The 25,013-nt window shown below is 60.5% G+C and carries 24 protein-coding genes; 14 read left to right on the top strand and 10 right to left on the bottom strand.

Features of this window, described 5'->3' with window-relative positions:
- Positions 1 to 43: 43 nt before the first annotated feature.
- Positions 44 to 568, bottom strand: a complete 525-nt coding sequence (gene tssB, locus B5P46_RS25050; RefSeq protein WP_129421087.1) for a type VI secretion system contractile sheath small subunit — start codon at positions 566 to 568, stop codon at positions 44 to 46.
- 57 nt (positions 569 to 625) lie between these two features.
- Positions 626 to 1,693, bottom strand: coding sequence for a type VI secretion system protein TssA (gene tssA, locus B5P46_RS25045; RefSeq protein WP_129421086.1), 1,068 nt, complete (start codon positions 1,691 to 1,693; stop codon positions 626 to 628).
- Between the two features lie 230 nt (positions 1,694 to 1,923).
- Here tssA and tssH point away from each other — a divergent pair, with 230 nt between their 5' ends.
- From tssH to B5P46_RS24980, 13 genes are all read left to right on the top strand, one after another.
- A complete protein-coding gene (gene tssH, locus B5P46_RS25040) occupies positions 1,924 to 4,698 on the top strand; it encodes a type VI secretion system ATPase TssH (RefSeq protein ID WP_129421085.1) in 2,775 nt (924 codons plus the stop codon).
- A gap of 41 nt (positions 4,699 to 4,739) precedes the next feature.
- Positions 4,740 to 5,216, top strand: a complete 477-nt coding sequence (locus B5P46_RS25035) for an Hcp family type VI secretion system effector (RefSeq protein WP_003575677.1) — start codon at positions 4,740 to 4,742, stop codon at positions 5,214 to 5,216.
- A gap of 79 nt (positions 5,217 to 5,295) precedes the next feature.
- A complete protein-coding gene (locus B5P46_RS25030) occupies positions 5,296 to 5,889 on the top strand; it encodes a hypothetical protein (RefSeq protein ID WP_105008874.1) in 594 nt (197 codons plus the stop codon).
- 13 nt (positions 5,890 to 5,902) lie between these two features.
- The gene (gene tssI / locus B5P46_RS25025) at positions 5,903 to 8,035 is read left to right on the top strand and encodes a type VI secretion system tip protein TssI/VgrG (RefSeq protein WP_129421084.1); all 2,133 of its coding nucleotides are present in this window, start codon (positions 5,903 to 5,905) and stop codon (positions 8,033 to 8,035) included.
- 9 nt (positions 8,036 to 8,044) lie between these two features.
- Entirely contained in the window at positions 8,045 to 8,392 is a 348-nt protein-coding gene (locus B5P46_RS25020; protein WP_129421083.1) for a hypothetical protein, read from the top strand.
- 2 nt (positions 8,393 to 8,394) lie between these two features.
- Positions 8,395 to 9,762, top strand: coding sequence for a hypothetical protein (locus B5P46_RS25015; protein ID WP_129421082.1), 1,368 nt, complete (start codon positions 8,395 to 8,397; stop codon positions 9,760 to 9,762).
- Positions 9,763 to 9,800: 38 nt separating this feature from the next.
- Positions 9,801 to 10,712 (top strand): hypothetical protein, encoded by a 912-nt coding sequence (locus B5P46_RS25010; RefSeq protein ID WP_129421081.1) that lies wholly within the window; start codon positions 9,801 to 9,803, stop codon positions 10,710 to 10,712.
- Positions 10,713 to 10,842: 130 nt separating this feature from the next.
- Positions 10,843 to 11,094: a hypothetical protein gene (locus B5P46_RS25005; protein ID WP_129421080.1), complete on the top strand. Its 252-nt coding sequence runs from the start codon at positions 10,843 to 10,845 to the stop codon at positions 11,092 to 11,094.
- A gap of 11 nt (positions 11,095 to 11,105) precedes the next feature.
- Positions 11,106 to 12,122 (top strand): DUF2169 family type VI secretion system accessory protein, encoded by a 1,017-nt coding sequence (locus B5P46_RS25000; protein ID WP_129421079.1) that lies wholly within the window; start codon positions 11,106 to 11,108, stop codon positions 12,120 to 12,122.
- Positions 12,119 to 13,168, top strand: coding sequence for a hypothetical protein (locus B5P46_RS24995; protein WP_129421078.1), 1,050 nt, complete (start codon positions 12,119 to 12,121; stop codon positions 13,166 to 13,168). Before B5P46_RS25000 ends, B5P46_RS24995 begins: the two co-directional genes overlap by 4 nt.
- Positions 13,165 to 14,136, top strand: coding sequence for a PAAR-like domain-containing protein (locus B5P46_RS24990; RefSeq protein ID WP_129421077.1), 972 nt, complete (start codon positions 13,165 to 13,167; stop codon positions 14,134 to 14,136). Before B5P46_RS24995 ends, B5P46_RS24990 begins: the two co-directional genes overlap by 4 nt.
- Before the next feature lie 10 nt (positions 14,137 to 14,146).
- Positions 14,147 to 15,136, top strand: coding sequence for a type VI immunity family protein (locus B5P46_RS34715; RefSeq protein ID WP_206735399.1), 990 nt, complete (start codon positions 14,147 to 14,149; stop codon positions 15,134 to 15,136).
- A complete protein-coding gene (locus B5P46_RS24980) occupies positions 15,129 to 16,166 on the top strand; it encodes a type VI immunity family protein (protein WP_129421076.1) in 1,038 nt (345 codons plus the stop codon). Before B5P46_RS34715 ends, B5P46_RS24980 begins: the two co-directional genes overlap by 8 nt.
- A 302-nt stretch (positions 16,167 to 16,468) precedes the next feature.
- Here the strand turns inward: B5P46_RS24980 and B5P46_RS35120 are convergent, their stop codons facing one another.
- Positions 16,469 to 17,092 carry a hypothetical protein gene (locus B5P46_RS35120; RefSeq protein ID WP_245456262.1) on the bottom strand — a complete coding sequence of 208 codons (624 nt, stop codon included), beginning with the start codon at positions 17,090 to 17,092 and terminating at the stop codon, positions 16,469 to 16,471.
- Positions 17,093 to 17,262: 170 nt separating this feature from the next.
- Here B5P46_RS35120 and B5P46_RS35115 point away from each other — a divergent pair, with 170 nt between their 5' ends.
- A complete protein-coding gene (locus tag B5P46_RS35115) occupies positions 17,263 to 17,769 on the top strand; it encodes a hypothetical protein (protein ID WP_245456260.1) in 507 nt (168 codons plus the stop codon).
- 131 nt (positions 17,770 to 17,900) lie between these two features.
- Here the strand turns inward: B5P46_RS35115 and B5P46_RS24970 are convergent, their stop codons facing one another.
- Genes B5P46_RS24970 through B5P46_RS24940 form a run of 7 tightly spaced genes read right to left on the bottom strand, consistent with a single transcriptional unit; the run spans position 17,901 to position 24,951 of the window.
- Positions 17,901 to 19,346, bottom strand: a complete 1,446-nt coding sequence (locus B5P46_RS24970; protein WP_129421075.1) for an aldehyde dehydrogenase — start codon at positions 19,344 to 19,346, stop codon at positions 17,901 to 17,903.
- A gap of 23 nt (positions 19,347 to 19,369) precedes the next feature.
- Positions 19,370 to 20,155, bottom strand: coding sequence for a coniferyl-alcohol dehydrogenase (locus B5P46_RS24965; RefSeq protein WP_129421074.1), 786 nt, complete (start codon positions 20,153 to 20,155; stop codon positions 19,370 to 19,372).
- A gap of 40 nt (positions 20,156 to 20,195) precedes the next feature.
- On the bottom strand, positions 20,196 to 21,245 hold the full coding sequence (locus B5P46_RS24960; protein WP_129421073.1) for a branched-chain amino acid ABC transporter permease: 1,050 nt from the start codon (positions 21,243 to 21,245) through the stop codon (positions 20,196 to 20,198).
- Complete coding sequence (locus B5P46_RS24955; RefSeq protein ID WP_129421072.1) at positions 21,242 to 22,150, bottom strand: branched-chain amino acid ABC transporter permease; 909 nt, start codon at positions 22,148 to 22,150, stop codon at positions 21,242 to 21,244. The genes B5P46_RS24960 and B5P46_RS24955 overlap by 4 nt, the downstream gene beginning before the upstream one ends.
- Positions 22,147 to 22,875, bottom strand: coding sequence for an ABC transporter ATP-binding protein (locus tag B5P46_RS24950; protein ID WP_129421071.1), 729 nt, complete (start codon positions 22,873 to 22,875; stop codon positions 22,147 to 22,149). Before B5P46_RS24950 ends, B5P46_RS24955 begins: the two co-directional genes overlap by 4 nt.
- Positions 22,872 to 23,627, bottom strand: a complete 756-nt coding sequence (locus tag B5P46_RS24945) for an ABC transporter ATP-binding protein (protein WP_206735398.1) — start codon at positions 23,625 to 23,627, stop codon at positions 22,872 to 22,874. The genes B5P46_RS24950 and B5P46_RS24945 overlap by 4 nt, the downstream gene beginning before the upstream one ends.
- A 4-nt stretch (positions 23,628 to 23,631) precedes the next feature.
- Positions 23,632 to 24,951, bottom strand: coding sequence for an ABC transporter substrate-binding protein (locus B5P46_RS24940; protein ID WP_129421069.1), 1,320 nt, complete (start codon positions 24,949 to 24,951; stop codon positions 23,632 to 23,634).
- Positions 24,952 to 25,013 lie beyond the last annotated feature (62 nt).

Raw genomic sequence — 25,013 nt, 5'->3', positions numbered from 1 at the left:
GAATGGAGCGCGCGGGCCGCGATCGGTCCGCGATCCCAGGCACTCAGTTCAATGCGTCCTTCGCCTCTTCGGCTTTGTCGCCGCCAAGCTGGGCCACCAGCTGCGAGAGATCCGCCTTGTTCTGCAGGATGTCCTCGAGCAGACGCTCGAGCTCCTCGGAGCGGTCCGCCTTGCTCATCAGGTCGCGCAGCTGGTTGCGTGCGTTGAGCAAGGCCTTCAGCGCCGGCACCTGATCGACGACCGCGCCGGGTTCGAAATCGGCCATGCTTTCGAATTTCAGCGAAACGGGAAGCTCGGTCCCGTTCTTCTCGAGAGTGTTCTCGACCGACAGGGTGAGGCCCGGCGTCATGCGGCGCATGACGTCGTCGAAGTTGTCGCGGTCGACCTGCACGAATTTGCGCTCGCCGAACGGCTTGAGCGGCTGCGTGGGATTGCCGGAGAAGTCGCCAAGCACGCCGACGACGAACGGCAGTTCCTTCACCACCATCGCGCCTTCGGTTTCCACTTCGTATTTGATGTGGACCCGCGGCTTGCGAACCCGTTCCAGTTTCTCATGCACACTTGCCATCGAGATTCTCCTTCGTCCCATCGGCGGATTGTCAATTGAGGATGCTGCGGCGTGCCGCTAACCCCCCTTGTCGGTTACGGGCTGGATGCCGGCTGCCGTCAGCACCGCGTTGCGGGTGTTTTGTTCGGGCAGGAGTTCGGCAAGAAGCTCGAAAAAATCCATGCGGCCGCGACGCACCAGCGTCTCGATCGACATGGAGATCGGTGAATGGGGCTCCGTGCGGCGGAAATAGCGCGCAACGGCGATCAGAAGTTCGAAGGCCTCTTCCCGCGAACGAATTGTCTCGGCGCTGACAGGCCGCAGGCGGATAGCCTCGGCCTCATCGGTATCACTTGCCTGCTGCTGCAGTTCGGATCCATGCGAAGCAGGGGCTTCGGGCGCGGCCAAGGGCGCTTCGATCCCGGCTAGCATCCGGATCGCGGATGCGGCCTCCTGCAACACATTGCGTGTATTCGAACTCGGGGGCGCCTGGTCGCCGCAGTGTTCGTCAAGTATTTCGACCATGCGATCGAATGCGGCGATGCACCCGGTCAGCACGTCGAGATAGGCTGACATCTGAGCGACACCGGCTTCTGCCGCCGCCTGCTGCAATTCCTTGCGCCGTTCGGTTTCGTTCGGCCGCTGCGAAAGCTGGAAATCCCAAAGCGAAAACTGGGCGAACTTTCCGCCCGGGATCAACGATGTCAAACGAATAGCCTGGATGAGCGTTCCTTCGCCGCCAACGCCGTTAAGCCCCGCAAAGGGCGCGAACCGTTCCTCGAAGTCACCATCTCCGATCGAATGCAAAGCGTCGAAATGCTTGTCTAAAAGCGACACGGTTGCGACGTATACGTCATGCAATCCTGAGAACCCCCGCAGCCGTAGCTGCGCCTCTGCGAGCCATGCCAATACTTCGATGTCCTTGCTTCTGGAAGAAAGGATCTGCAATCCAAGATTGCTAACATCGTGCCAAGCAGGTGCAATCGCAATAGTCTCACCTGGGATAATACTACGTTCGGCTGTACGAGCGGCGTTTCTCGCGTCCTTAATTCTATAGTATATTTCACGAGATACAGTATTAATCCGCACGTTTTCTCCGCACGGGCGATCTTGTTCAAGTGGATCTATAATTTCCCGGACGTTCACGCCGTTAAATTCCTCAAAAAGCAGGGCTTACTGCGAAGAGTGACCATTTTGGGCGGCTCATATTGGCTTGTCAACCATAGAAGGTTGATGACGGATTTATGACGACTTTCGATATGCTCATTTTTCAAAATAGAGTCGTTTTTCTTCTGGACAAGGGTTTATGAGCGCCCTAGTTGTTTCTTCGCATCGGGAGAGCTTACTGAATTTCGACGTAAAGACAGGACTTGCGGATGTCCCATATCGATCTCAATCGTCTGATAAGAACGCTTGAGCCCAATTTACGTGTCGGTCTTGAGACAGCGGCTTCGCTCGCCGTACGGCATCAGCATGCCGTCGTGGATATCGCCCATTGGCTTCGCTCCCTTCTTGATATCGCAGGGTTTTCTGCCGTTTTCGAAGAGCTCAAGCTCTCCTCCGAGATGCTGAGAATGGAGCTCGACGCGGCGATCGCCGACATCCCGCGGGAGGATGGCGCCTCGCTTGCGCTCTCCCCGAACTTGCTTGCCCTGGGGCGGGAATCTTTTCTGGTTGCATCGCTGCAGTGCGGGCGCACTGTCGTGCTTTTGGCCGATCTGCTTGCCGCACTGATCAACGAGCCGGCATTGCGGGCGGTGACGCGCGGCATTGCCCCGTCGATGCGCAATCTCGACAGGGCGACCCTCGACAAGTTGCTGGAGACGGCGGCGCCAGGCCCGTCGGGCGAGCTGTCCATGCCGGCCGCCTCGTCTGCGAACTTCTCGGGGGACAATGAATTCCTGCGGCTCTACACCCACGACATGACCGCGGACGCCCGTGCGGGCCGAACCGACCCGGTCATCGGTCGCGATCGCGAATTGCGGCAGTTGATCGATATCCTGATGCGCCGGCGGCAGAACAATCCGATTCTCGTCGGCGAGGCGGGTGTCGGCAAGACCGCGGTGGCGGAAGCACTGGCGCTGGAGATCGCCGCCGGCAACGTGCCGGCCCGGTTGAAGGACGTGAAGCTGCTGCTCTTGGACCTGAGCTTGCTGCAGGCCGGGGCCGGCGTCAAAGGCGAGTTTGAACGGCGGCTGCATGGCGTGGTCGATGCGGTGAAGACGTCGCCGGAGCCGATCATTCTGTTCATAGACGAGGCGCATGGGCTGATCGGCGCCGGCGGACAGGCAGGGCAGGGCGATGCCGCCAATATCCTGAAACCCGCTTTGGCGCGCGGGGAACTGCGGACGATCGCGGCGACGACCTGGGGCGAATACAAACGCTTCATCGAAAAGGATGCCGCCCTCACCCGCCGCTTTCAGACCGTGCATGTTCGCGAGCCGGACGAAGAAGCCGCAATCCGGATGCTGCGCGGCGTGGCGGAAGGCCTGAAAACCCATCACAAGGTCCGCATCCGCGACGAGGCGATCGTCGCCGCCGTTAGGCTTTCGGCGAGATATCTGCCGGACCGGCAGCTTCCCGACAAGGCGATCAGCCTGATCGATACGGCAGCTGCTGCGGTAGCGCTGGCGCGCCAGACGACGCCGGAGGCGCTGAAGCTGCTCGCCGACGAGCGCGATCTTCTGGAAACCGAGGCGAACTGGCTCGCACGCGAACCGGAGACGCCGGAAAAGCGCGCCCGGCTCGGCGAAATCGCAGGCAAGCAGCAGGAGATCGTTTTCGAGATCGAGGCGTTGCGGTCGAAATTCGACGAGGAAAACCGGCTTGTCCGGGAGGCCGACCGGCTGGAGGAGTTCTTCTCGCCCGACGACGCCGTCGTCCCGCTGGCGCCAGCCGACAAGACCGGCGACGGCACGAATGTGGCACCTTTCCCGTCGCAGGCGATGACGGCGGAAAGCGCACGCGCTGCACTTGCTGTCACGGAACGGAGCCTGGCGACAGTGGCGGACCAAACGCCGCTCCTGCCGCGCGTCGTCGACAAGGAAATCGTTGCCGCCGTTGTTGCCCGCTGGACCGGAATACCCGTCGGCAAGCTGCTGTCGGACCAGATCGAGACGGTCAAGACGCTCGATGCCCGCCTGAAGGAGAGGGTGCTTGGCCAGGACGCGGCGATCGAGCGGATCGCTTCGGCGATGCGGGCCGCCCGCGCCGGGCTTTCCGATCCGCGCCGGCCGCCGGCTGTCTTCCTGCTGGTCGGCATGTCCGGCACCGGCAAGACCGAAACCGCGCTTTCGCTCGCCGATATGCTGTATGGCGGCAGCCGGTACCTCACGACCATCAACATGTCCGAGTTCAAGGAGGAGCATAAGATTTCCATGCTCCTCGGCTCGCCTCCCGGTTATGTCGGCTACGGCGAAGGCGGCGTGCTCACCGAAGCGGTGAGGCGCAGGCCCTATGGGGTACTGCTGCTCGACGAGATCGACAAGGCGCATCCGGGTGTCCAGGAAATCTTCTATCAGGTGTTCGACAAGGGAACGCTGCGCGACGGCGAAGGCCGGGACATCGACTTCAAGAACACCACCATCGTCATGACGGCGAATACCGGTTCGGAGATGATCGCGACACTTGCCGCCGATCCCGACACGATGCCGGAGGCCGACGCGCTCGAAGTGCTGCTGGCGCCGGAATTGCAGAAGCATTTCAAGCCGGCCTTCCTTGGCCGCACGACCGTGCTGCCCTTCATGCCGCTTGGTAACGAGACCCTCTCGGGCATCGTCGATATCCAGATCGGCCGTATCCGCGAGCGGGTCGGCGCCACCTACGGGACCACGCTTTCACTATCACCGGAAGCCCGTGACGCGCTGATTTCGCGCGCCCGCACCAGCGAGATGGGCGCCCGCGCGATCGAGGTCATGATCGCGCGCGACCTTCTGCCCGTTCTTTCGACGTTTTTCCTCGATGCCGTCGCGGCCGGGAAAAAAATTATGGGGATCACGATCGGTTACAACGGCCAAGGCTTCGGCCTGAATGCCGAAGAGGCCGCCCCGCAGGAATTCGACACGCCGGGGGAAAACCGGTTGTCGGATGAAGTAACCCCGAGCCGCAAGCGCACTCGGGGAGCAGGAAGAAGAAAGGCAACTACGCCTTAGACGCAACTAGGCACTCAACCGCCAATAGGAGAGCTGACAGCATGCCGATTTATCTTCAGATCGACGGTATCCAGGGGGATGCGACCCACGAGCAGCATCGCAAGTGGATGGACATCGAAGCCATCCACTGGAACGTCGCCCGCAACATGAACACCTCCGCCGGTTCGGCGGCAAACCGTGAAGCTTCCGAGCCGACCGTTTCGGAAGTAATCCTCACCAAGGTCAGCGACTCCTCGTCGACCAAGCTTTTCCAGGAGGCCTGCTCGGGCCGCACCGGCAAGCGCTCCGTCATCCATCTCGTCACCACGGGCAATCCCGGCGACACCTACATCGAGTATTCCCTCGAGAACACGCTAATCGCCAGCTACTCGATCGATTCCAACGGCGACCGCCCGGTCGAGACGATCAAGCTGAACTTCACCAAGATGGAAGTGAAGTACACGCCGTACGACGACAAGCACTCGCCGCAGTCGCCGATGATCGCCTCTTACGATCTCGCGACCACCAAGGCTGCCTGATATCCGACAGGAATGGGCGCCGCATCGTTGCGGCGCCTGTTCGCTCCATCGTCGTCGCGGGCTTGAAGGAAGTCTTCCCATGAGCGGATTGGCCATCGATAATGTGAAACTGACGAACTACCATCTCATCGTCGAGGAAGTGTTCGACGAAAGCGTCTTCGGCATGGTCGCGCCCAGCTTCAAGATCAAAGGCGTCAAGGGCGTCGGGACCAGCCATCTTCAGGTGATGCGCAGCGTCTATACACTCGCCATCGGCGAAGACGTCTATTTCAAGGGCCGCAAGCTGCAGGGTTCGCCCGGAGCGCGGGAATTGCTTTCGGAATTCTTCGAATCGGGAACGCAGCTGACGACCCGCCCGAACGGCCGCACGACGGTCATGCACCGCTATCTCGGCAAGAAGAACATCTTCACGGCGAAGGCGCTGGAGCATTACAAAGCGTCGGTCACGCTGAATTTCCTTCCCATCTATGGCGAGGATCCGGCACCGACCCGTTTGCTGTACGGCAATCCCGCGGTCACCTTCATCCAGAAGACCGGAGAGCGGCCGATGGCTGCCGCCTATTTCAACGGCAACAACAACCGGCTGGAACTCTTACATTATTTCGATCGGCGTACCCTCGTCGACGGCTTTTTGAAACGCTTCTCGGAAGCGTCCGCCGCTGCCGTAGGCTGAGAGGTCCTCATCGATGAACGATATGTCGTCCGCCGCGGACTTCATCCAGGCGAGCCGAATCCTCAGAATCGTCTCGCCGCTGGGCGAAGACCAGCTTCTTCCGGAGCGGGTGACGATCGAGGAAGGTATTTCCTCGCTCTTTGAAATCAGACTTTCGGCCCGCGCCAAGAAGCCATCCGTCAAGCCGGAGGAACTGATCGGCCGGCTGATGGATGTCTCCGTCGAGGTGCAACAGGGCGATGGCGAAGGCGCCGTGCGCCGGCCGTTCAACGGCCTGGTGACCGAACTCAACGAGGGGCCGCCCATCACCCGCGGCCTGCGGTCTTATTCCATGGTGCTCAGGCCGCAGATGTGGCTGCTGTCGCGCCGTTCCGACTGCCGCATCTGGATGGATAAGACCTCGGTCGATATCGTCGAGGCGCTGTTTTCCGAGCACGGCATCCCGGCGCCGGATACCTCAGGCGTGGTCACGCCACCACCGCCGCAGCATTATTCGGTGCAGTGGAACGAAACGGACCTTGCCTATCTCACCCGCCGCTTCGAGGAAGACGGCTTGTTCTACTGGTTCTCCCATGAGGACGGCAAACACAAGCTGCATGTGGCCGACGGCGCCAGATCCTGGCTCGGCCCGTCGCCCTCGGCGCAGGGTGAGGGGCGGGTTCGCCTGGCACAGGGCTCGTCCGACCGCAACCATATCAACGAGTGGAGCCGGCGCTATTCCTATGTGCCGGGCCAGCGCGCGGGCGCCGACTGGAATTTCGAAACGCCGCGCATGGTGCCAGGCACCATGACCCCGTCGCTGGTGCAGATGCCGGAAGCGACCAAGCGCGAGCTTTACGAATATCCGGCGCGCATTTCTTCCGTCGCCGAGGCGGAGCGGGCGGAAAAACTCAGGATGCAGGCCTCCGAAGCAGATCACGACCGCGTATTCGGCGGTTCCACATCCCGCATCCTGGAGGTAGGGCGCCGCTTCACCCCCTATGAAGTCGCCCATCCAGATCACGCCTATGAGGAACATGTGGTGGTCAAGGCGGTGCATACCGTCGTCGATCGTTCCTACGAAACCAACAGCAACGAGCCGGAATACACGAACACATTCGAGGCGGTGCCGTCGCGGGTGGCGATGACGCCGCATCGCGACACGAAACGGCCGCGGATCGAGGGCACTCAGGTGGCGATCGTCGCCGGCCCTTCCGGCGAGGAGATCCATCCCGACCAGTACGGGCGTATCAAACTGTGGTTCCCCTGGGATCGCAAGGCCAAGAAGGACGGTTCCGACACCTGCTGGGTGCGCGTGGCGCAGAGCTGGGCAGGTTCGACCTGGGGCGGGCAGATCATTCCGCGCATCGGCATGGAGGTGATGGTCGCCTTCGTCGACGGCGACCCCGACCGGCCGCTGGTGACAGGCGTGGTGCCCAATCCCGCCAATGCGGTGCCTTATACGCTGCCGGCGAATAAGACCAAGAGTACATTCCGAACCCAAACCCATAAGGGCACCGGTTTCAACGAGATGAGCTTCGAGGACGAGAACGGTCGGGAAGAAATCTACATGCATGCGCAGCGGGATCACCGCATCCATGTGGAGAATTCCCGTTCCAAGCGCATCGACAACAACCAGGCAGAATCGATAGGGCACAACAAGACGATCGAGGTGGGAAACAACCATCATGAGGTGATCGGCGGCAACATGACGCTGATGGTCGGCCCGAACATTCTTCAAAAAGGCGTCACCGCCGCCCTCGGCGTGCTGCGCAGCTCGGTGGGAGACCTTCTGACCAGCAAACTCGGCGCCTTCACGGATAAGCTCGGTTCCCTGTCCGAAGCCACAATGGGCGACGGAAACATGATCGTCGGCGTGGGCAAGAACAAATCCGAGACGGTCATGATCTCGTCGTCCGAGGTCGTCGGCGGTGCAAAAACTATCATGGTCGGCGGCGGCTATCAGCTGACGGTCGGCGGCATCGAGAACAAGTCGGTCCTCATGGGCGCCTATGAGGAGGTCGGGCAGAACAAGACAATCGTGGTGGGAAAGCAGTTCGAAATCGTCTGCGGAAAGTCGCGCATAACTCTTAAGGAAGAAGGCATTATCGAGATCGAATCCGAAAAGAGTATCGTCCTTAAGTCCGGCCGCATCGATATCAATTGAGGTGAAGACATGCGCCTTTACGAAGACGGCGAATTCGTCGAGCGAGAGGACGACAGAAAGTCTGTCAGAGATATCTATCGCGAGAAGTTCTTCGCGTCTCTCTCTGTCGATCGATCTGACGATCCCTTCAGCGTCGAGGCGGGCTCGAAAAGTTCGCTCCCGGACGTGTTGGAACTGGCGCAAAAGGCGATCGCTCTCCATGGCGGGGACGCTTCCGCCCTCCGAATGTCAGTGGATACACTCTCCAACCTCGCATTGACGTCGGGGGCAAGCTCCTTAGGGAACATACTCGACTACCAGGACACGACCGTCACATCTTTCGCCGCATCGCATTTCCTCTATAGCTGGCGGCCTTGACGATGGCGGCACCGCATCTTGCGCCGGACGTACGGCCGAACAGCGAATATACCGCCGACAACCAGTGCGTGGCGCATGCCATGGATGTTGCTGGCCAATATGCCGCGCAGGTCCATTTCCTCGGCGTGATCGCCGGCGTTTATGGCGCAGAGCAGCAGCGCGAGGCGGTCGAAAAGATCAAGGCCGCAGTATCCGATCTCATCAAGGAGACGTCGGGTGTCCTGAACAAGATCAACAATATGGCTAATGACGCCGCTCTGGGCTGGGGCGGCGGGCTTCTCGACAACTATTTCGCCGTCGGCGAATGGTTCGAACGCAATTTAATGTTCGATGGGGACGCAATGGCCGACGAAACGGCCAAACTGCGCGCCGAACACCTGAGCGAAGCGAAGCGGGCCGAAGCGCGGAAACGCTTTCTGCGCGACTGGAACACCTTGAAGGACCAGATCGTCGGTTACGCCAAGAAGACCTATGATGAAATCAAGCAGCTTTGCCTGAACGGCCAATGGAAGGTCGCTCTTTGCAAGTTCGGCATCGACCTGGCATTCGCGGTTCTTGAAAGTGCCGTTATCGCTGCCGTCGCCGCCGTTACTGCGGGTGCCGGCGCGGTCGCCGCGCGGGTCGGACTGACGGCCATCAAGCGTGGTGAAAAATTCGCTGTTTCGCTCATCCGAAAGGATCGTCCCGGCAAGGCCTTCGAACTCGGCGATGTCAAAAATTCCGACTTGAGTGAAGCGGAGCGGCGCATTTTGGGATCGGATAACCAAGGATCGACCGTTCCCGACCCAAAACAGGGTCCAGCCGAGGTTGCCGACGATGCGGCCGCCAAGAAGGCGAAACAGCAGCAAAGCGGCAAGGAAGCTAGGACCAACGGCCAGGATGGAGAAAATTTCTACAAGGACACGCGTGGCGGCCGTGCGCTGCAGAACGATTCCGGAAACGGCATCGACAATATCAAGGACGATCCGCTGACGTTCAACGAAATCAAGACGTCGACCCGCGGCGATTATAGTATGTATGGCGAGGAGCTCCTGGGCGGGGAGCATTTCGTCAAGTCACGCCTCGATGCCATGAGACGTGGGGCAAAACCTTATCAGAATATGAGCAAGGAGGACCGAACTTATGCCGGTTCCCTGCTGAAGCGGTTGAATGCGGGCGAGTCGGCGACCTATAACAAGGTCAAGCTCAAGAAAACCGATGACGGCCGGATCGTAGAGGACGGTGTCGAACCCTGGAAAAGAGACGACAAGGCGTTCAAGGCATGGCGTGATAAGAAGGAAAAGAAAAGAACCAGACGGGCTGAGCGTCGCGCCGCAGAAAAGGCGGCGGAAACGCCACCATCAACGGGGCCTCCCGCCTCGATACAATAGACATGTTTTGACAGCAAAATTTTGTAAGAGATTGAAAAATGCCATCGGTCGAGCAGACGATTAAAGCAAATCTGAATCAAGAGAAGCGCGACATCCGGGACTGGGTCGCGGATTCCTTCAACAAGGAAATTCTCTACGACGAACCGCTTTCTGAAACGATCGAGCCATTCGTTCGTGACGGGAAGAGCGAAAAGAAGCTGGTTCCGGATGCGCTCGGTTCCATCGCAAGCTGGCATATGCGGATGGCGATGGACAAGAGCCTCAACGAAGCCCTCTATCCTGCCGACGAAATTGCGAGGTCCGGCATTTACCGGTTCTGGCACTACGAATGTGCGCATGCGGTCATGGAATCGGACGATCCGGCCGGCTACAAATTTCCAATGCGGCCGTTCACTGACGTTTCCACCATGCTGGCGCTTGGTTGGCTGAGCCATGCAAACCGCCTGGCCGAGACGATTTTCGACCGGTGGGACGCACAGACCGACGGTAACGGCGCCGTCGGGTGGAAAAGTCTGCCGCAATATCTGCCATGGCTTTCAGTCAAACTCTACAAGGCGTGGCGGGAGAGCGACGAGACCTACGATCTGGAGCCGGATGACGGAGAATTGGGTGAATTTTCCCCATTGCTCGAAACGCTCTTCGATCCGCGACCCCGTATATTCGGCGAGGCATTGGCAAAAGCTGCGGACTTCCATGCATCGGGATGCGGGACGGATGACTACGACGTCGTCAACGAAGAAGAATTGTGGTTCTTCCCAGTCGAACTGCTAGCCGCATGCCGGCTCCGCCAGCAACGTGGCCTCGATCTGCCGCCGCTGGATTATCCCCTGTTCAACGCCACGCCGCTTTGCCGCTTCCAAAATGCGCTGCCGGTTCCGTTCGACGAAACCTTGGCAAAACTGCTGCGGGCTTACGCCGCCGCGACCAACAAGTTCGATCTGAAAGTCTGAACGGGCCGGTGGTATGCGATGCCGAAAACAATGCGGAATTCGATGGACATGCCGACCTGCTGATCAGCCGGTCCATTCTAAGCCGATTGCACTACACATTCCTTCAACTTGACAAGCAGGATATCACAGCATGAACGAGATACCCGACAGGATGAGGTTCGCATCGCGCCAGATATCTGGTGATGCCGATGCGTGGACGAAGCTGATGGCCCTGGTGGCGTTGATCGAGATCGATCAGGCGACGGGGGAAATGACGATCAGGAACGGCAAGTCATCGCTGACACTGCGGTCGGACGGCCGGGTGACCGTGCAAGGGGTTAATATTTCCCAAGTAGCTGAACGCAATATCAGTCTCGAAGCAGCCACGATTGATCTGAACTGAGGCGGCGGTCCATGTGGGAGATTGACAACCGCACGCCATTCGCGGCGATGGGTTACTTCGTTCGCGACAAGGGCGGCCTCGAGCACTGGGTCATGGCCGTACGCGCCCGGTTTGCTATAATCGAAAACGGGTTCAGCCGGATTTCCGAGAACCAGGGCGATATTCGCTTAAGCCCAGAATATGCCGACGACCGGGCGGAAGAACTCATAAGCGAGTCAGATTTCTCTCCGTTTCGACCGCGTGTCGATTTCCTCGTGGATGGCGAGATTACCGCGCCGGAGGAACGATCGGTCAACAAGGTTCACGTGGGCTTTGAACTCGCCGGCTATACCAAGCGTGCCGTGGCATTCGGTGCGCGACGGCTTCGCATGCAGGGCGACGCCTTGAAGCTCGACGGTTATGAGATGTTCAGTCCTTGCCGCTTGAGCTGGCGCAACAGCCTCGGCGGCCCCGACCTGATTGATCCGGATGGGCCGGCGCATTTGGCAAACCCGATCGGCAAGGGCTGGACCGCGAAATGGCCGCGACTTCTCTCCGGCTCCGAGATTGAATTGCCGCTGGTTGAGAACCCGGACAAGCCGATCGGCGAGGGTGCGCTTCCGGATCCCGTCGGCTTCGGTTCGCTTCAGCCGGTCTGGATGCCGCGCGCCGGCCATGCTGGAACGTATGACGATGACTGGCGGAAATACGAGGCGCCCTTGCTGCCTGCGGATTTCTCTGCCGATTTTTTTCAGGCCGCCCCCGAGGATCAGATCTTCGATCTGAAGGGAGGGGAGACGGTGCGTATGTTCGGCCTCCATCCGAGCGGGGAGTACCAGTTCCGCCTGCCGCAGGTCATCATCGAGAGTACCACCTGGATGGGGCGTGACAGGATCGAGGCCCGTCCGCGGCTGATCTCCGTTTCCGTGAATGGCACGGAAAAGACGCTCGAAATGGTTTGGAACGTTGCGATCCCCTGCGAGGCAGGCGACATGGCGGTTTCCAAATCACGGATTCACGTCAAGCAGATGGCCGGGGTGTTTTCATGACGGCTGGCGCCGGCATTGTCGGCATCGGTTTGAACTGCCCGCTCGGGCAGGGGCTGGAGGCCGCAGGTCGCTCCTACCACGCGCGCCAGCGCAATTTTCTGAAGTCACCCAAGGGGCCTGTTGGGCCGGATGGAAATCCTATCATCCTGTCCTGCGTGATGCCGTTCGACAAGATACGGAATTATGAACTGCGGCTTCAAAGGTTGTTTGCCGGAGCCGTCGAAGACTTCGTCTCACATTCTCCCATCGCTGGCCCCATGGCTCTTCGGCTTGTGCTCCCGGCTTGGCTGGTGTCGCACAAACTGAGCAGCCAGTTGCGAAACTGGATCCGGGATAGCTACCCGTCGCTGTTTCAGGACATCGAATTTCTCGCGGACGGCAACACCATTGCACTCTATGAAGTCGCAAAAGCATGGCAGCAAGTCGGAGCCGGAGAAGTGGCGAGCCTGGTCGTTGGGGCATTGGACAGCCACATGGATGCCGAATTGCTGGATCTTCTAATCATGGATGGCCGGCTCCATCACCGGGAAAACCCGCATGGGCTGATACCGGGCGAAGCTGCGGTATTGTTCATGCTAGGGGCGCCTGAACCGGAAGAACCCGGTTGTGCATTAGGGACGATCAAAGCCGTCTTCACCGGTTATGAGCGGGAGAGCCTTTCCTCGCCACAAGGCGTTATCGGGCGAGGAATGGCAAAGCCTCTGCGGCAGGCTTTCGAAACCTACATACCAGACCGCTTTCTTGCCGATCTCAATGGCGAACGCTGGAGATCGGAGGATATCGGTTTTGCCTTGTCCGGCGCACGTGTGCCGGATGCGCTTCTGGCCGATATCGAAACGCCGATCGGCCAGACGGGTGATTGCGGGGCGGCAAACAGCCTTATCATGGCCGCCATTGCACTGGCGCCGACGCATGAGAAGAGCCCGTCGGACGATGCGTTAAATGCGGCAGTCGGGACTATCTCGATCGTTTCAACCGCCCTGCGGCAGGGGCCGCGGCTGGTCGCGGTGATGGAGGCCTTCAACGGGCAAGGAGAAGCGGCATGAGAGAAACGATTTCGATCAACGGTCTCACTTTATGCCACAAGCACTCGGACGGCTGGGTGCGATCCACCCTGCCGGATGTATGCAAAAGCCCGGCCAAGCCGGTGCCCTATACGAACATCGCCTATGCGCGCGATCTCGCAAAAGGCACCCGCACCGTGTTTTCTCACGGTGGAGCCATGAACGGGATCAAAGGCTCGGAATTCTATCGCTCCTTCGGCGATGAACCGGGTGTGGGCGGCGGCGTGATCTCCGGCGTCAATCTTCACCGCGCCACTTGGCTGTCGTGGTCGCCCAACGTGTTCATGGAAGGCCGCAACGTCACCCGCCTGACGGACCGCATGCTGCTGAACAAAGGCAACACGATCTCGGCCGGTGGATATTTTACGGGTGCGCTTACGGGGACTGATAAGACTACTGCCGATCTGCTTTGCAATATCGCTTGTAGTTGCAAGGCTGAAAAGCAGGTCTGCGTTGACACGGCAATCAAGGGGATGCCCAAGACCCCTCAAGCGGGTCTTTATTCGGAGATCAGTTTCGATCCGGCGGGAAACATGCTTACCCATCCAGATGGAACACCCATGACAAGGATGGGGGTTCCCGGCTCACGCCTCGATATCATCAAGGTCGCCGGTGGCCAGCCAGTCGAATTCATTGAGATGAAGTTCGTGGGTGACCGATTTCGTGGAAACCAGCGGCAACGCTACGACAGGATCGCGGCCTCGCGTGGAAAGTCGCTTCAGATAATTACGGTGGAAAAAGATTGCCACTGTGACGATAATCAGCAGCAAACTCAACCTGTAACAGCTCCCCAGGAGGAAGGTATGAGTAACTGGCAAAAGGCTGGTGTTGCGCTCGGCGTAACAGCGGCAGGTATCGGCGCTGTCGCTTGCGCGATTCTGGAGCCATGCGGCGCGGTCGCGCTAGGAGCCTTGGGACTCGGAACAGCAACAACGCTTGCAACGCAGTGAGGGTATTTCCTTGAGTGACGCAATGCATTTAACCAAGGAACTCGCCGCTCAGATCGACGGCTTCTCATTTGCCAATGGCCATGGTTTTGTGGAGACACGCATCGGTTTTGCGGTGGAGCTGTTCTTTCTGGGCGGAAGTGAAAGCCGAACCAGACTGATACTCTGCGACATGCTCCGTCAATATCATGCGCTGTTTACGGATACGTTGTCGCATTTTCTCAAGCTGAATACGAGCCGCCTGACGAAAATCACAGGCAGCGATTACCTGGACTATTATGAAAATATCGCGCGGGAGCTGAGTTCATCCGAACCCATGGACGCAATGGTGTTCGGATATCCTGGCAAGAAAGTTGTCGATGAGCCGACGCCCTTAAGCATTTCTTTCAAGTGTGCCGGCCCCGATCCCATGAGCCCGCTTGGAAGGTCGATGATCTGCGCCTATTTTCCGGCGTCCTTTGTGGCAGAACGCGGCTACGGTATTTTGCTCGATCTTACGAAGCGGTGGGCGTCATCGGTCGAGCTACTTCATGGCAGCGCGGGCTATAGTCTTTTGTTCGAGCATGGGGTTTTTGCCGGAAGCAATACTGTCGCAGAGACCGTTCTGCCCCCGCTCAAACGTTTCCCTGGATTGGATTTTTCCGATCCGCTTCATTTCGAAGTAGAATCGGATCTCGGCGATGGCCGTCAGATCAAGTCGATCAACTGGCTGACCGTCATCAACGAAGAGATTGTCGGGAAGCTGGGAGGGCAGGGCGCCCTTGCTGAAGAACTCGGGGAGACTTGCCCGATCCACGGGATCGACGGCGGCCTGATTATACAGGCAGGCAGCGAGCCGCAACTGGGCGATGTCAACCGCGGTCTGGTTCTCGACGATTATCGCCGCGTCGCGAAAGTCCTGAAGCCCGTTCGTTTCGAGGATTATCGGCGAGGCCTTTTTGTCCTACCGGAACCATACGACAAGATCGAAGAAACGCGGAGGTGGCTTCGAAGGTTTGACTAGCTGGGTCAATGCGCGCGACTGGAGTTTTCTCGACGGAGTGGGGATCGCGTCCGAGCGCGGTGTTCCGATGTTGCGCTTCGGGCACTATATCGATTTCGCGCTACAGAAGGCCACGAGCCTCGAAATCCGTGAGAAGATGACGGATGTCATACTTGAGTACAAACAGATATTCGATGACAAGCTGACGCATTATATTCCGCATGACGGTCGCCGGCTGCATTCGCTGAGCAAGATCGACTACGACAGCTACATTCGGGAACGTGCGCGCACTCCTGACAACGTGAAAAACGATGATGGTTTCGAGGCTTCGTTGTTTGGTTATCCCGAAGGCGGCGATCTCGACGATCCGACCATCTATTACGCCGAAGCGATTGGCGAAACCGAAATGCGGGAATTTTCCCGCATCGGCATCTACCTGCCAGCCAGTTGGGCCGAAAAAGTCGGCTATGACCAATATCGTTCGCTCGTTCAAGGTTGGTGCGAGAAATTGAAACCTGCATACGGTGCGGCTGGTCTGTCGATCCTGTTCAACGAAGGACGCCAAGGGCTCGCCGACCGCCTACTTGCCTTTCCGATTGCCAAGAGGTTTCCGGGCCTCGACGTGCCCGAGCAGTCGCGCTGGTACGTTCGCATGAACCGCTTGCGGAAAAAGGCGATACGGACGGTCAATTGGTTGACATTCATCGATAATGGTTTGGTAAACGACCTGGGCGGACAATCAAGGCTTGCCGATGAGCTGGGTGCTTCGTGCCCGATCTACTCTTATGATGGCGGCGTCATGATCCAAGCAGGCGATAGACCAGAATTGGGCGACATCAATCGAGGAATGGTACCAAAAGCATATCAGCGCGTTGCCCGGATCTTGAAACCCATACGTTTCGACGATCATCAGCGCCCTCTGATCGATGCGCCCCACCTTTGGATGCTCTTGAAGAATCGATCAAGTGGGTTAGACGGTTTGATTGATCCCTGTTTTACGGGTGGCGCGACTCAGCTGATATGGACCCCAAAACCACCTTGGGCATCGTAATCGGCAGTGTGAATGCACCTACGACAAGCCGGACGAGAAGGGAAAGCCGACGTTCAAAACGCCTCCTGCTTGCACATGGTGAATTGCAAGTGGGGCAGATATACGCTGAGGAGTTCGGGGTATTTGTCGATTTGGAGAAGCCGCATATGTTCATGTGTACGAAAGCAATGAAATTGGCACTCGAAGTAAAGGAAGCTGAGTCTTTCCTTCCACGAGCTTCCTGTTGCTATTGAATCAACGCGACCACCGATAGAGTCCGGTCGGAATGATGCCAAGCAGTACATCAATCGTCCGATCTGCCTTCATGAATTGAAACGCGATGAAGCCGGTCGCAACGGTTTTCCGATCTCCTGATCCTTAAGGCGGAGTTGCGCCGTCAGCGGTAGGCAACCGACGGCTTTACGACGAGGGATTAGGGACACGCCATGACAGACACCGACGCAAAGCTGTTGCAGACATTCATCGCCGACGAGAACGAAGCCTTTGCCGATCGGCGCCAGGGGAAATTTTGGCCTGCCAATCATCATCGTATCGGGCCTCTGGCGACCAAAGTTTCCGGGCTGATTGATCCGAACGAGCAAATCGATTTCTATTTCCATTTCATGCGGGTTGCCGGCGGCGCACCCTTGGTCGGAGACAGGGAAATGCCGGTGCTGCTCGAGGCCTATCGGCGGATGCTGCCGTTTCTCGATCTTGGCGGCGTCATCTCGATGTCGCGGCGGCACAAGCTGCTGTTCGTGTTCGGTTTTGACGATACCGGCGCCTTGCCGAGCGGCGAGACGATTTCGGCCAAGGCGCTGAAGGCGCGGCTCAAGCTCATCGCGCAGGTCGGCAATTATACGACGATGCCCGCCCAGCGCGACAAGAAGGCAAAGTTTGTTCCCTTTGCCGATGAGGCGGTGCGCATTCTTGAGGTTTTCCGGCATCTGGGTTATCGGCACGACCGACGTTATGGCGAAGACCTCTACGATGTCACCAATCTCAGCTTCTGGGGCATGGTGTTTATCTGCCTGCTCAACAAGGCGACCCGCGGCGAGCTTGTTGCCGATATGATTGAGGGCAAATATGATCTAATGCGGCGCTCGAGCAGCGGGCGATGTTGCACCGCTATATCGAGACAGTCCTGCCGGATATCGAGCCTGACGAGGAGCGTTTCCGCTCGCTGGCGCGGCAGCTCAAGGACATCGAGCTTGCGCGCCGCAATGCCACCGAATCCGTCGCCCTGGCGCAAAAGCTGGGCCTGCCATTTGGCGACGACGAGGACTGGGAAATCCATATTGCGATACCGCTGCGCGGCACCGAAGGTCATCCGTTGATCGCCAGGAACGTCGTGCGATTGCAGATACGGCCGAACCCGGACTGGCAGTGGGAACTGAACGCGCGCACCATCGAGCGCGGAGAGTTCTCGGAAAGCGAGAAAAAGGCCTACCGGAACGATCTCGGTTTCCCTGTGCTTGGGCGCGGAAATCTTCATGCCTTTCCGACATGGCTGAGACAGGTGCGCGAGAAAAACGGCCTGGATTTCGACATCGACGCCGCCGACATTCGTGTGGGCCGCAAGCGAGCGGCAGCCAAGCTTATCGCCCAATGGCTGGAGAGCTGAACTCGGATCGATCGCAGTGGCGGGCGCCGCCCACGCCATATCGAAGCGCTGAAGCATCTTCCTAAGCGCGGTGCATAGGCCGTGCCACGACCGCAATGGCGTCGTGGCACGGTGATGACTGTCAAAGCTGCTCAGAAGGGATAGTGCTGGGCGGAATCCTCGACCGTGATCCAGCGCAGGTCGGTGAATTCGGCGATTGCCGCCTTGCCGCCGAAGCGGCCGTAGCCGCTGCCCTTGACGCCGCCGAAGGGCATTTGCGCCTCATCGTGCACGGTGGGGCCATTGATGTGGCAGATGCCGGATTCGATCCGCGCCGCAACCGCCATTGCCCGCTGGACATTCCGGCTGAAGACGGCGGAGGACAGGCCGTATTCGCTGTCGTTGGCGATGCGGATTGCTTCTTCCTCGCCGGAGACGCGAATGATCGGCTTGACCGGGCCGAAGGATTCTTCCGCATAGACGCGCATCTCGGGCGTGACGTGATCGAGCAGCGTCGCCTCGACCACGGTGCCGGAGCGCTTGCCGCCGGCCACGAGCTTTGCACCCTTGGCGGTCGCATCGGCGATCAGCTCATCCATTTTCTTCGCTGCGTCGAGGCTGATCAGCGAACCGAGAACAACGTGGCCACGCGGATCGCCGGCCGGCAGCTGGCTGGCGCGGGCGGCCAGTTTGGCGACGAACTGATCGGCGATCGTCTCGTCGACGATGATGCGTTCCGTCGACATGCAGATCTGGCCCTGATTCATGAAGGCGCCGAAAATGGCAGCGTTGACGGCACCGTCGATATCGGCATCGTCGAGAATAACAAGCGGCGCCTTGCCGCCGAGTTCAAGGAGGGCGGGTTTGAGATGCCTGCCGCAGGTCTCGGCGATGATCTTGCCGACCTTGGTCGATCCGGTGAAATTCACGCGCTTGACGGCCGGATGGGAAATCAGCGCCGCGACGATGTCAGGCGCATCCTCCGGCGCGTTGGTGATGACATTGACGACACCGGCGGGCAGGCCGGCTTCAGTCAGCGCGGTGGCGATCAGCCGGTGCGTGCCGGGGCATTGTTCCGAGGCCTTGAGGACGACGGTATTGCCGCAGGCGATCGGCATGGCGATGGCGCGGGTGGCGAGGATGACCGGCGCGTTCCAGGGGGCAATCGCCAGGCAGACGCCCACAGCTTGGCGAACGCCCATGGCGAGCGTGCCGGGTTTGTCGGAAGGGATGATTTCGCCTGATATCTGCGTCGTCATGGCGCCTGCCTCGCGCAGGATATTGGCGGCGAACATGACATTGAAGCCGGCCCAGGGCGCGGTAGCGCCCGTTTCCTCGATCATCAACTGGGTAAACTCGCCCACCTTGGAATCCATGATGTCGGCGGCCTTCATCAGGATCGCGCGGCGCTGGCCGGGGCCGGTCTTCGACCAGGCGCCGAAGGCGGCGGCGGCGGCATTAACGGCCGCGGCGGCATCTTCCAGGCTTGCCGCGGCGGCGCGGCTTGCGAGCTTCTCGGTGAAGGGATCGATGCGATCATAGGTCCGGCCGCCGGAGGCTGCGCGGTCTGCACCGTTGATGAGGAGGGAAATATTCATCGGAGGTCTCCTTGGGACAAGAACTAGAAGCCGAGGACTTCGGCGTTGAGGGAAGCTTCGAGGCCGCCGTCGACGGCAAGATTGGCGCCGTTGATCCAGCGCGCGCCATCCGAGCAGAGAAAGAGCACGGCGGGCGCAATATCGGCGGAGGTGCCGGCGCGGCCGACGCGGGTGATGTCGCTGTCGACCCTGGCGTCGCCGAGAACGGCGCGGAACTGCTTGAGGATCGGCGTTTCCACCGGCCCGGGGCTGACCGCGTTCATCCGGATGCCGCGGTTTTTGAACAATGGCTGGTGGGCGGCGCGCATGGTCCAGAGCAGCAGCAGCTCCTTGGAGAGCGGGTAGCCTTCCTCGTCCTTGAGACCGTGTTCGGCGACGACCGCCGCCACTTCGGGAAAGCCTTCGATGGCGGTCAAGGATTTTGCCCGCTCGAGATTGGCGCGCCAGCCGTAGCCGGCGATCGAGGCGACGTTGACGATGGCGCCGCCTTCACGCAGGCGGGGTGCCACGGCTTCGGACAGGGCGCGAAGCCCGTAGAAATTGACGGCGAGCGTCGAGACGACGCCGGTGTTGCCGGAAAGGCCGGCGACATTGGCGAGCGCATCGAGGCGCGCCGGAAGCTGCGCGACGATCTCGGCAACGCCTGATGCCGTGGACAGATCGCCCTTGATGAAGGCGACACTTCCCCCCACCGGCTCGCGCACATCGACGCCGATGACCTCGGCACCCATCTGGCCGGCCAATTCCGCCGTGCGGGCGCCGATGCCGGAAGCCACGCCGGTCACCAGGATTGTTTTACCAAAAAGCATGAACCTCACCTTTCGCGATAGAATCCGGATGCAAGCCGGCTCATTCTTCCCATTTGATTTTATGCGGACCGGGCAATTTCAACCGATAGCCGACCGGCAGAAGTTGAAAATCGAAGCGGCGCTCGATTTCGCCCCAAAGGCCGCGCGGCAGGTAGAGCGAGAAGATCACGGCGGTGGCGCCGAGGCCGATCAGGTACCAGACGCCGGCTGAACCGAAGAAGGTCTCGATCACGAAGAACAGGATGGCGCCGAGGATCGCGCCTTCGAACTTGCCGATCCCGCCGACCAGCACCATGAAGATCATATAGGCCGTCCATTGGACACTGAAATAGGTCTTCGGCTGAAAGGTCGTGGCGGTCGCCAGCCACAGGCCTCCGGCGACGGCGATGCCGAAGGCGGCGAGCACGAAGAGCAGCCTCTTCGTTGCGATCACCCGCACGCCGACCGAGGTCGCCGCCTCCTCATTGTCGCGGATCGCCTGCATCGCAGCGCCTGCGCGGCTGCGCATGAGCATGAAGAGAGCGCCGAGCAGTGCGGCCATGGCCGTCAAGGCGAGCCAGTAGATCGTCGCCCGCCGCGTGCCGCTGTCATAGACGTTGAGCGAGATCAGCGAGGTTCCCGTTTCCCCCTGGATCAGGCCGTCGAGGTTGACGAGCAGATGGGCGAGTGTGGCTACGACCCACATGCCGATCGCGAACTCGCCACCCTTCAGGCGCAGCATGAACAGCGAAAGCGGGATCGACAGCGCGCCGGTCACGACCGCGGCGGCAAAGAGCGCGACGAAGGGATTGAGCCCCGCATCCGCAAGCCGGATGGTGAAATAAGCGCCGAGGCCGAAGAACACCTGCTGACCGACCGAGACGAGCCCACCGAAACCGGCAAGCGCGTTCCACATGGCGGCAAGGATCACGTAGATGAACAGGACCGTCATCCGGTCGATCGCGCCGGCGCCGAGGACAGTGGGGGCAAACATCAGCAGGACGAGTACCGCGGCCATGGAGTTAAGCGCCACTCGCGACGATGCCGTCCAGCGCTCTATCGATATTCCGTTGGAGGCGAAGGTCGTGTTGGGGGCCGCGTTGGGGCTCATGTCGGGCTCCGGAGGCGGGCGCGCAGGGAGGCGCCAAATTTGTCGAGAACCGGCATGCCGAACCCGGACAGCCGAATGAAAAGCACCAGCAGGAACACGGCATGGCCGCCGATCAGGAAGCCTTGCGGATGCAACTGCGCACCGAGCGATTGGGCAAGACCGAGAACGATACCGCCGGCAAGGGTGCCCCATAGCGATCCCGCTCCGCCGATGACGGCCGCCTCGAAGGCGAAGAGAAGCTGCGGGCCGCCGGCATAGGGGCTGAAGGTCGCCCGCATCCCGAGAAAAGCACCGGCGATGCCGACCGTGACCATGGTGATCGCAGTGGCGACGGCGTTTACCCTGCGGGCATCGATCCCGACCAGTCCTGCCGTATCGGGATCTTCAGCCGTGGCGCGGATGGCGCGGCCGAGGGCAAAGCGGCTCAGGAAGAACTGCAGCCCGCCGAGAATAAGGACTGCCGTCACCATCATCAGGACGGCTAGCTTGCCGACGAAGATGTGGCCCGGCAGTTGCCAGGATGCATAGGACAGGTTGCCGATGAAGGGCGCAAGCGACCGGGTGTCGGCGCCGAACTGCTCGAACAGCAGGTTGTCGATGACGATCGACAGGCCGAAGGTCGTCAGGATCGGCAGCAGCGTGCCGCCGCGGGCGCTGCGTTCCAGAATGAAGCGCTGCAACAGCCAGCCGGCCGCCGCCATGACCGGCAGCACGATCAGCAGACCGGCGAAGGGTGGAATGCCGGCTTTGGCGGCCAGCAGCCACAACCCGTAGGCGGCTGCGACCGCCAGGCTGCCATGCGCGAGATTGATGATCCGCATGACCGAGAACATGAAGGACAGTCCGCAGGCGATAACCGCGTAGTAGCCGCCGAGCAGAATGCCCTGGAGCAGGGTATTGATCACGATACGCTCCTTTCGCCGGCTGCCCTGTGCAATCCGAAATAGGCCTGGGTGACGTGCTCGCGCGTGACGGCCGCCGCCGGCCTGTCGAGGACGATGCGCCCCTCGAGCATGCAGATGACACGGCTTGCCACGCTCATGGCGCGGGCGAGATCCTGCTCGACGAGCACGATGGTCGTTCCCGAGGTGAGCAGCGCCTGCAACTGGGCGTAGACGCGATCGACGACCAGAGGCGAAAGCCCGAGCGAGACCTCGTCCAGGAGAAGAATATCGGGATTGCTCATCAGCGCCCGGCCGATGGCGGTCGCCTGCTGTTCTCCGCCCGAGAGATGTCCTGTCTTGGCGTGACGGCGGGGCTTCAGGTTCGGAAAGGCGTCGAGGACGCGATCGATGCTCCACTCGCCCTTGCGGCCGGAGCTCTTTCCGAGAAGCAGGTTTTCCTCCACCGTCATCTGCGAAAACAGGCGCCGGCCTTCCGGCACCAGGGCGATGCCCTTGGCGATCCGCTTGTGGGAGGGGACGGCGGCCAGATCTTCGTCGTTGAGAAGGACGCGGCCGGAGGATGGCAAATGGGCGCCGGCGATCGATCGCAGCAGCGTCGTCTTGCCGGCGCCATTTGCGCCGACCAGCGCCAGCACCTCGCCCTTGGCAAGATCGAAACTGACGCCGCGCACCGCCTGGAGCAGGCCGTGGCGGACGTCTAGGTCGCGGATGGAGAGAAGGCTCATGTGGGTGTCCCTCCGAGATAGGCCTTGACCACCTCCGCATCGCTCATGACCATTTTCGGTTCGCCATCGGCGATGATCCTGCCGGCGTCCATGCAGATCACCCGCTCCGCCACCTGCAGGAGGATATGAACGATATGCTCGATCCAGACGATGCCGATGCCGCGGCGGCGCAGTTCCAGGATGGTCTCCACCAGTTCGCTTGCCTCGCCATCGGTCAGGCCGCCGCCGATCTCGTCGAGCAGCATCAGCCTTGGCTGCGTGGCAAGCGCACGGGCAAGCTCCAGGCGTTTGCGGTCCAGCAGGCCGAGCGTGTCGGCGGGGCGGTTGGCCACGCCAAGCATGCCGCAGAGTGAAAGTGAATCGACCACGCGCTCATAGGCCTCGTCGCGGCTTGCGGCATTGCCGTGCGATGCGGCGACGAAGACATTTTCGAAGGTCGTCATGCCGCCGAAGGGTTTGGGAATCTGATGGGTCCGGACGAGCCCGGAGCGGCAGCGTTCCGCCGCCGTCCGGCGCGTGACGTCGACGCCGTCGAAGGTGATGCTTCCCTCATTCGGCGGGAAGGCGCCGGCGAGCACGCTGAGCAGGGTCGTCTTGCCAGCGCCGTTCGGCCCGACAATGCCGATCGCCTCGCCATCGCCCATGGAAAAATCCAGATTCTCCAGCACCACCAGCGCGCCGAACCGCTTGTGGATCCCCTTGGCCGAGAGAAAGGCTCCCCCCGGCCGTCTTAGCGCTTCCTGTCGCTGCACTTGGTTATCCATTGTATACGGTGAGCTTGGCGCCGACCGGGACATTGGGGTCGGTGGCGTTTTCGGTGACGACATAGTCGAGCGCGAATTTCGAGCCCTCCGGCGCTTTCACCCATTGCGTGCCGATGATCGGTCCGGGGGAGACGTTGGCGACCGGGCCGCTGGTGAAGTCGACCTTGCCGGCGATCGTGGTGGTCTTCAGAGTGCTGATCGCCTTGGCGACCGCCTCCTTGCTCTTGACGTCGGTGCTGGCCTTCAGCGCATCGAAGCCGGCGTCGAGAAGCGCAAGGCTGGCGCCGAGCTGCTGCGTCCACTGCTTGCCGCTGGCCGTCTCATAACCATCGGCGAGTTCGGTTCCGGAAACGCCTGTGAGCGTGGACTTGTAGGGGAAGGCCTTGTGCCAGTAGGCGGCGCTGCCGATGTTCAGGCCGAGATCGCCGAGCGCCTCGATGTCGGAGGGAAACAGGCCTGTCTTGGCGATCTGGCAGATCTTGATCTGCTGGGTGAGGCCCTGCTGTGCGGCCTGACGCCAGAAGGCGGCGAAGTCAGGCGGTATCGGGAACGAATTAAAGATCTCCACGCCCTCCTGCCTGAAGAGAGCGATCTGCGCGGTAAAGTCGGTGGTTCCGGTTTCATAGGCTCCGGGATCGACGATGGTGAAGCCCGCCTTGGAAAGCGCCGGCGCCAGATGGGTGCGGATCGCATTGCCGTCAGCGTCGTTGGGATACATGACGCCGACCTTCTTGTTGGTCTCGATCAGGTTCCACTGCGAAACATAGGCCTTGTGGAACTCTTCGACGCCGAAGCCGAAATGATAGGTCCACTTGAACGGCGAGGGTGCGCCCGGCTTGGCGCCGCGGCCGAAATACCAGGCTTCCCAGGGCATGACCGTCGAGAGGCAGGGAATGCCGGCTGCTTCGCAGGCATCGGCCACCGGATTGATGGTTTCGGGCGTCGAGACGGCGAGCATCAGGTCGATCGCCTGGTTGTTGATCAGGTCCTTCGCCAACTGGCCGGCGCGCGAGGGATCGGACTGGGTGTCCTGGTCGAGAATATCAACCTTCCAGGTCTTGCCGCCCGCCTGCAGGCCGTTCGCCAGCGCCTTGCGCGCCAGTTCGAGCACATAGCCGTCCGTTTCGCCGAAGCCGCCGAGAGGGCCGGTGCGCGGGCTGATGAAGCCGACCTTTAGCGTATCGCCGCTCTGAGCGAAGGCGGTGCGGCCGGAAAGCGCCAGAGCCGCACCACCCGCCACGGTCGATGCGATGAAGGACCGGCGGCTCAGCGACGCTGCGTTGAATTTACCGTTGCGGAAAATGCCGTTCATGAATTCATTCCTCCCTCTTGATGCGGGCCTCCCAGCCCGTTCCCAGTGTTCATGTCGGCCGA

It is taken from the genome of Rhizobium leguminosarum (genome assembly GCF_004123835.1).
In the GTDB taxonomy this organism is placed as follows: domain Bacteria; phylum Pseudomonadota; class Alphaproteobacteria; order Rhizobiales; family Rhizobiaceae; genus Rhizobium; species Rhizobium leguminosarum_M.
Note: the sequence above shows the minus strand (reverse complement) of the source record. Positions and strands in the feature narration are given on the sequence as shown.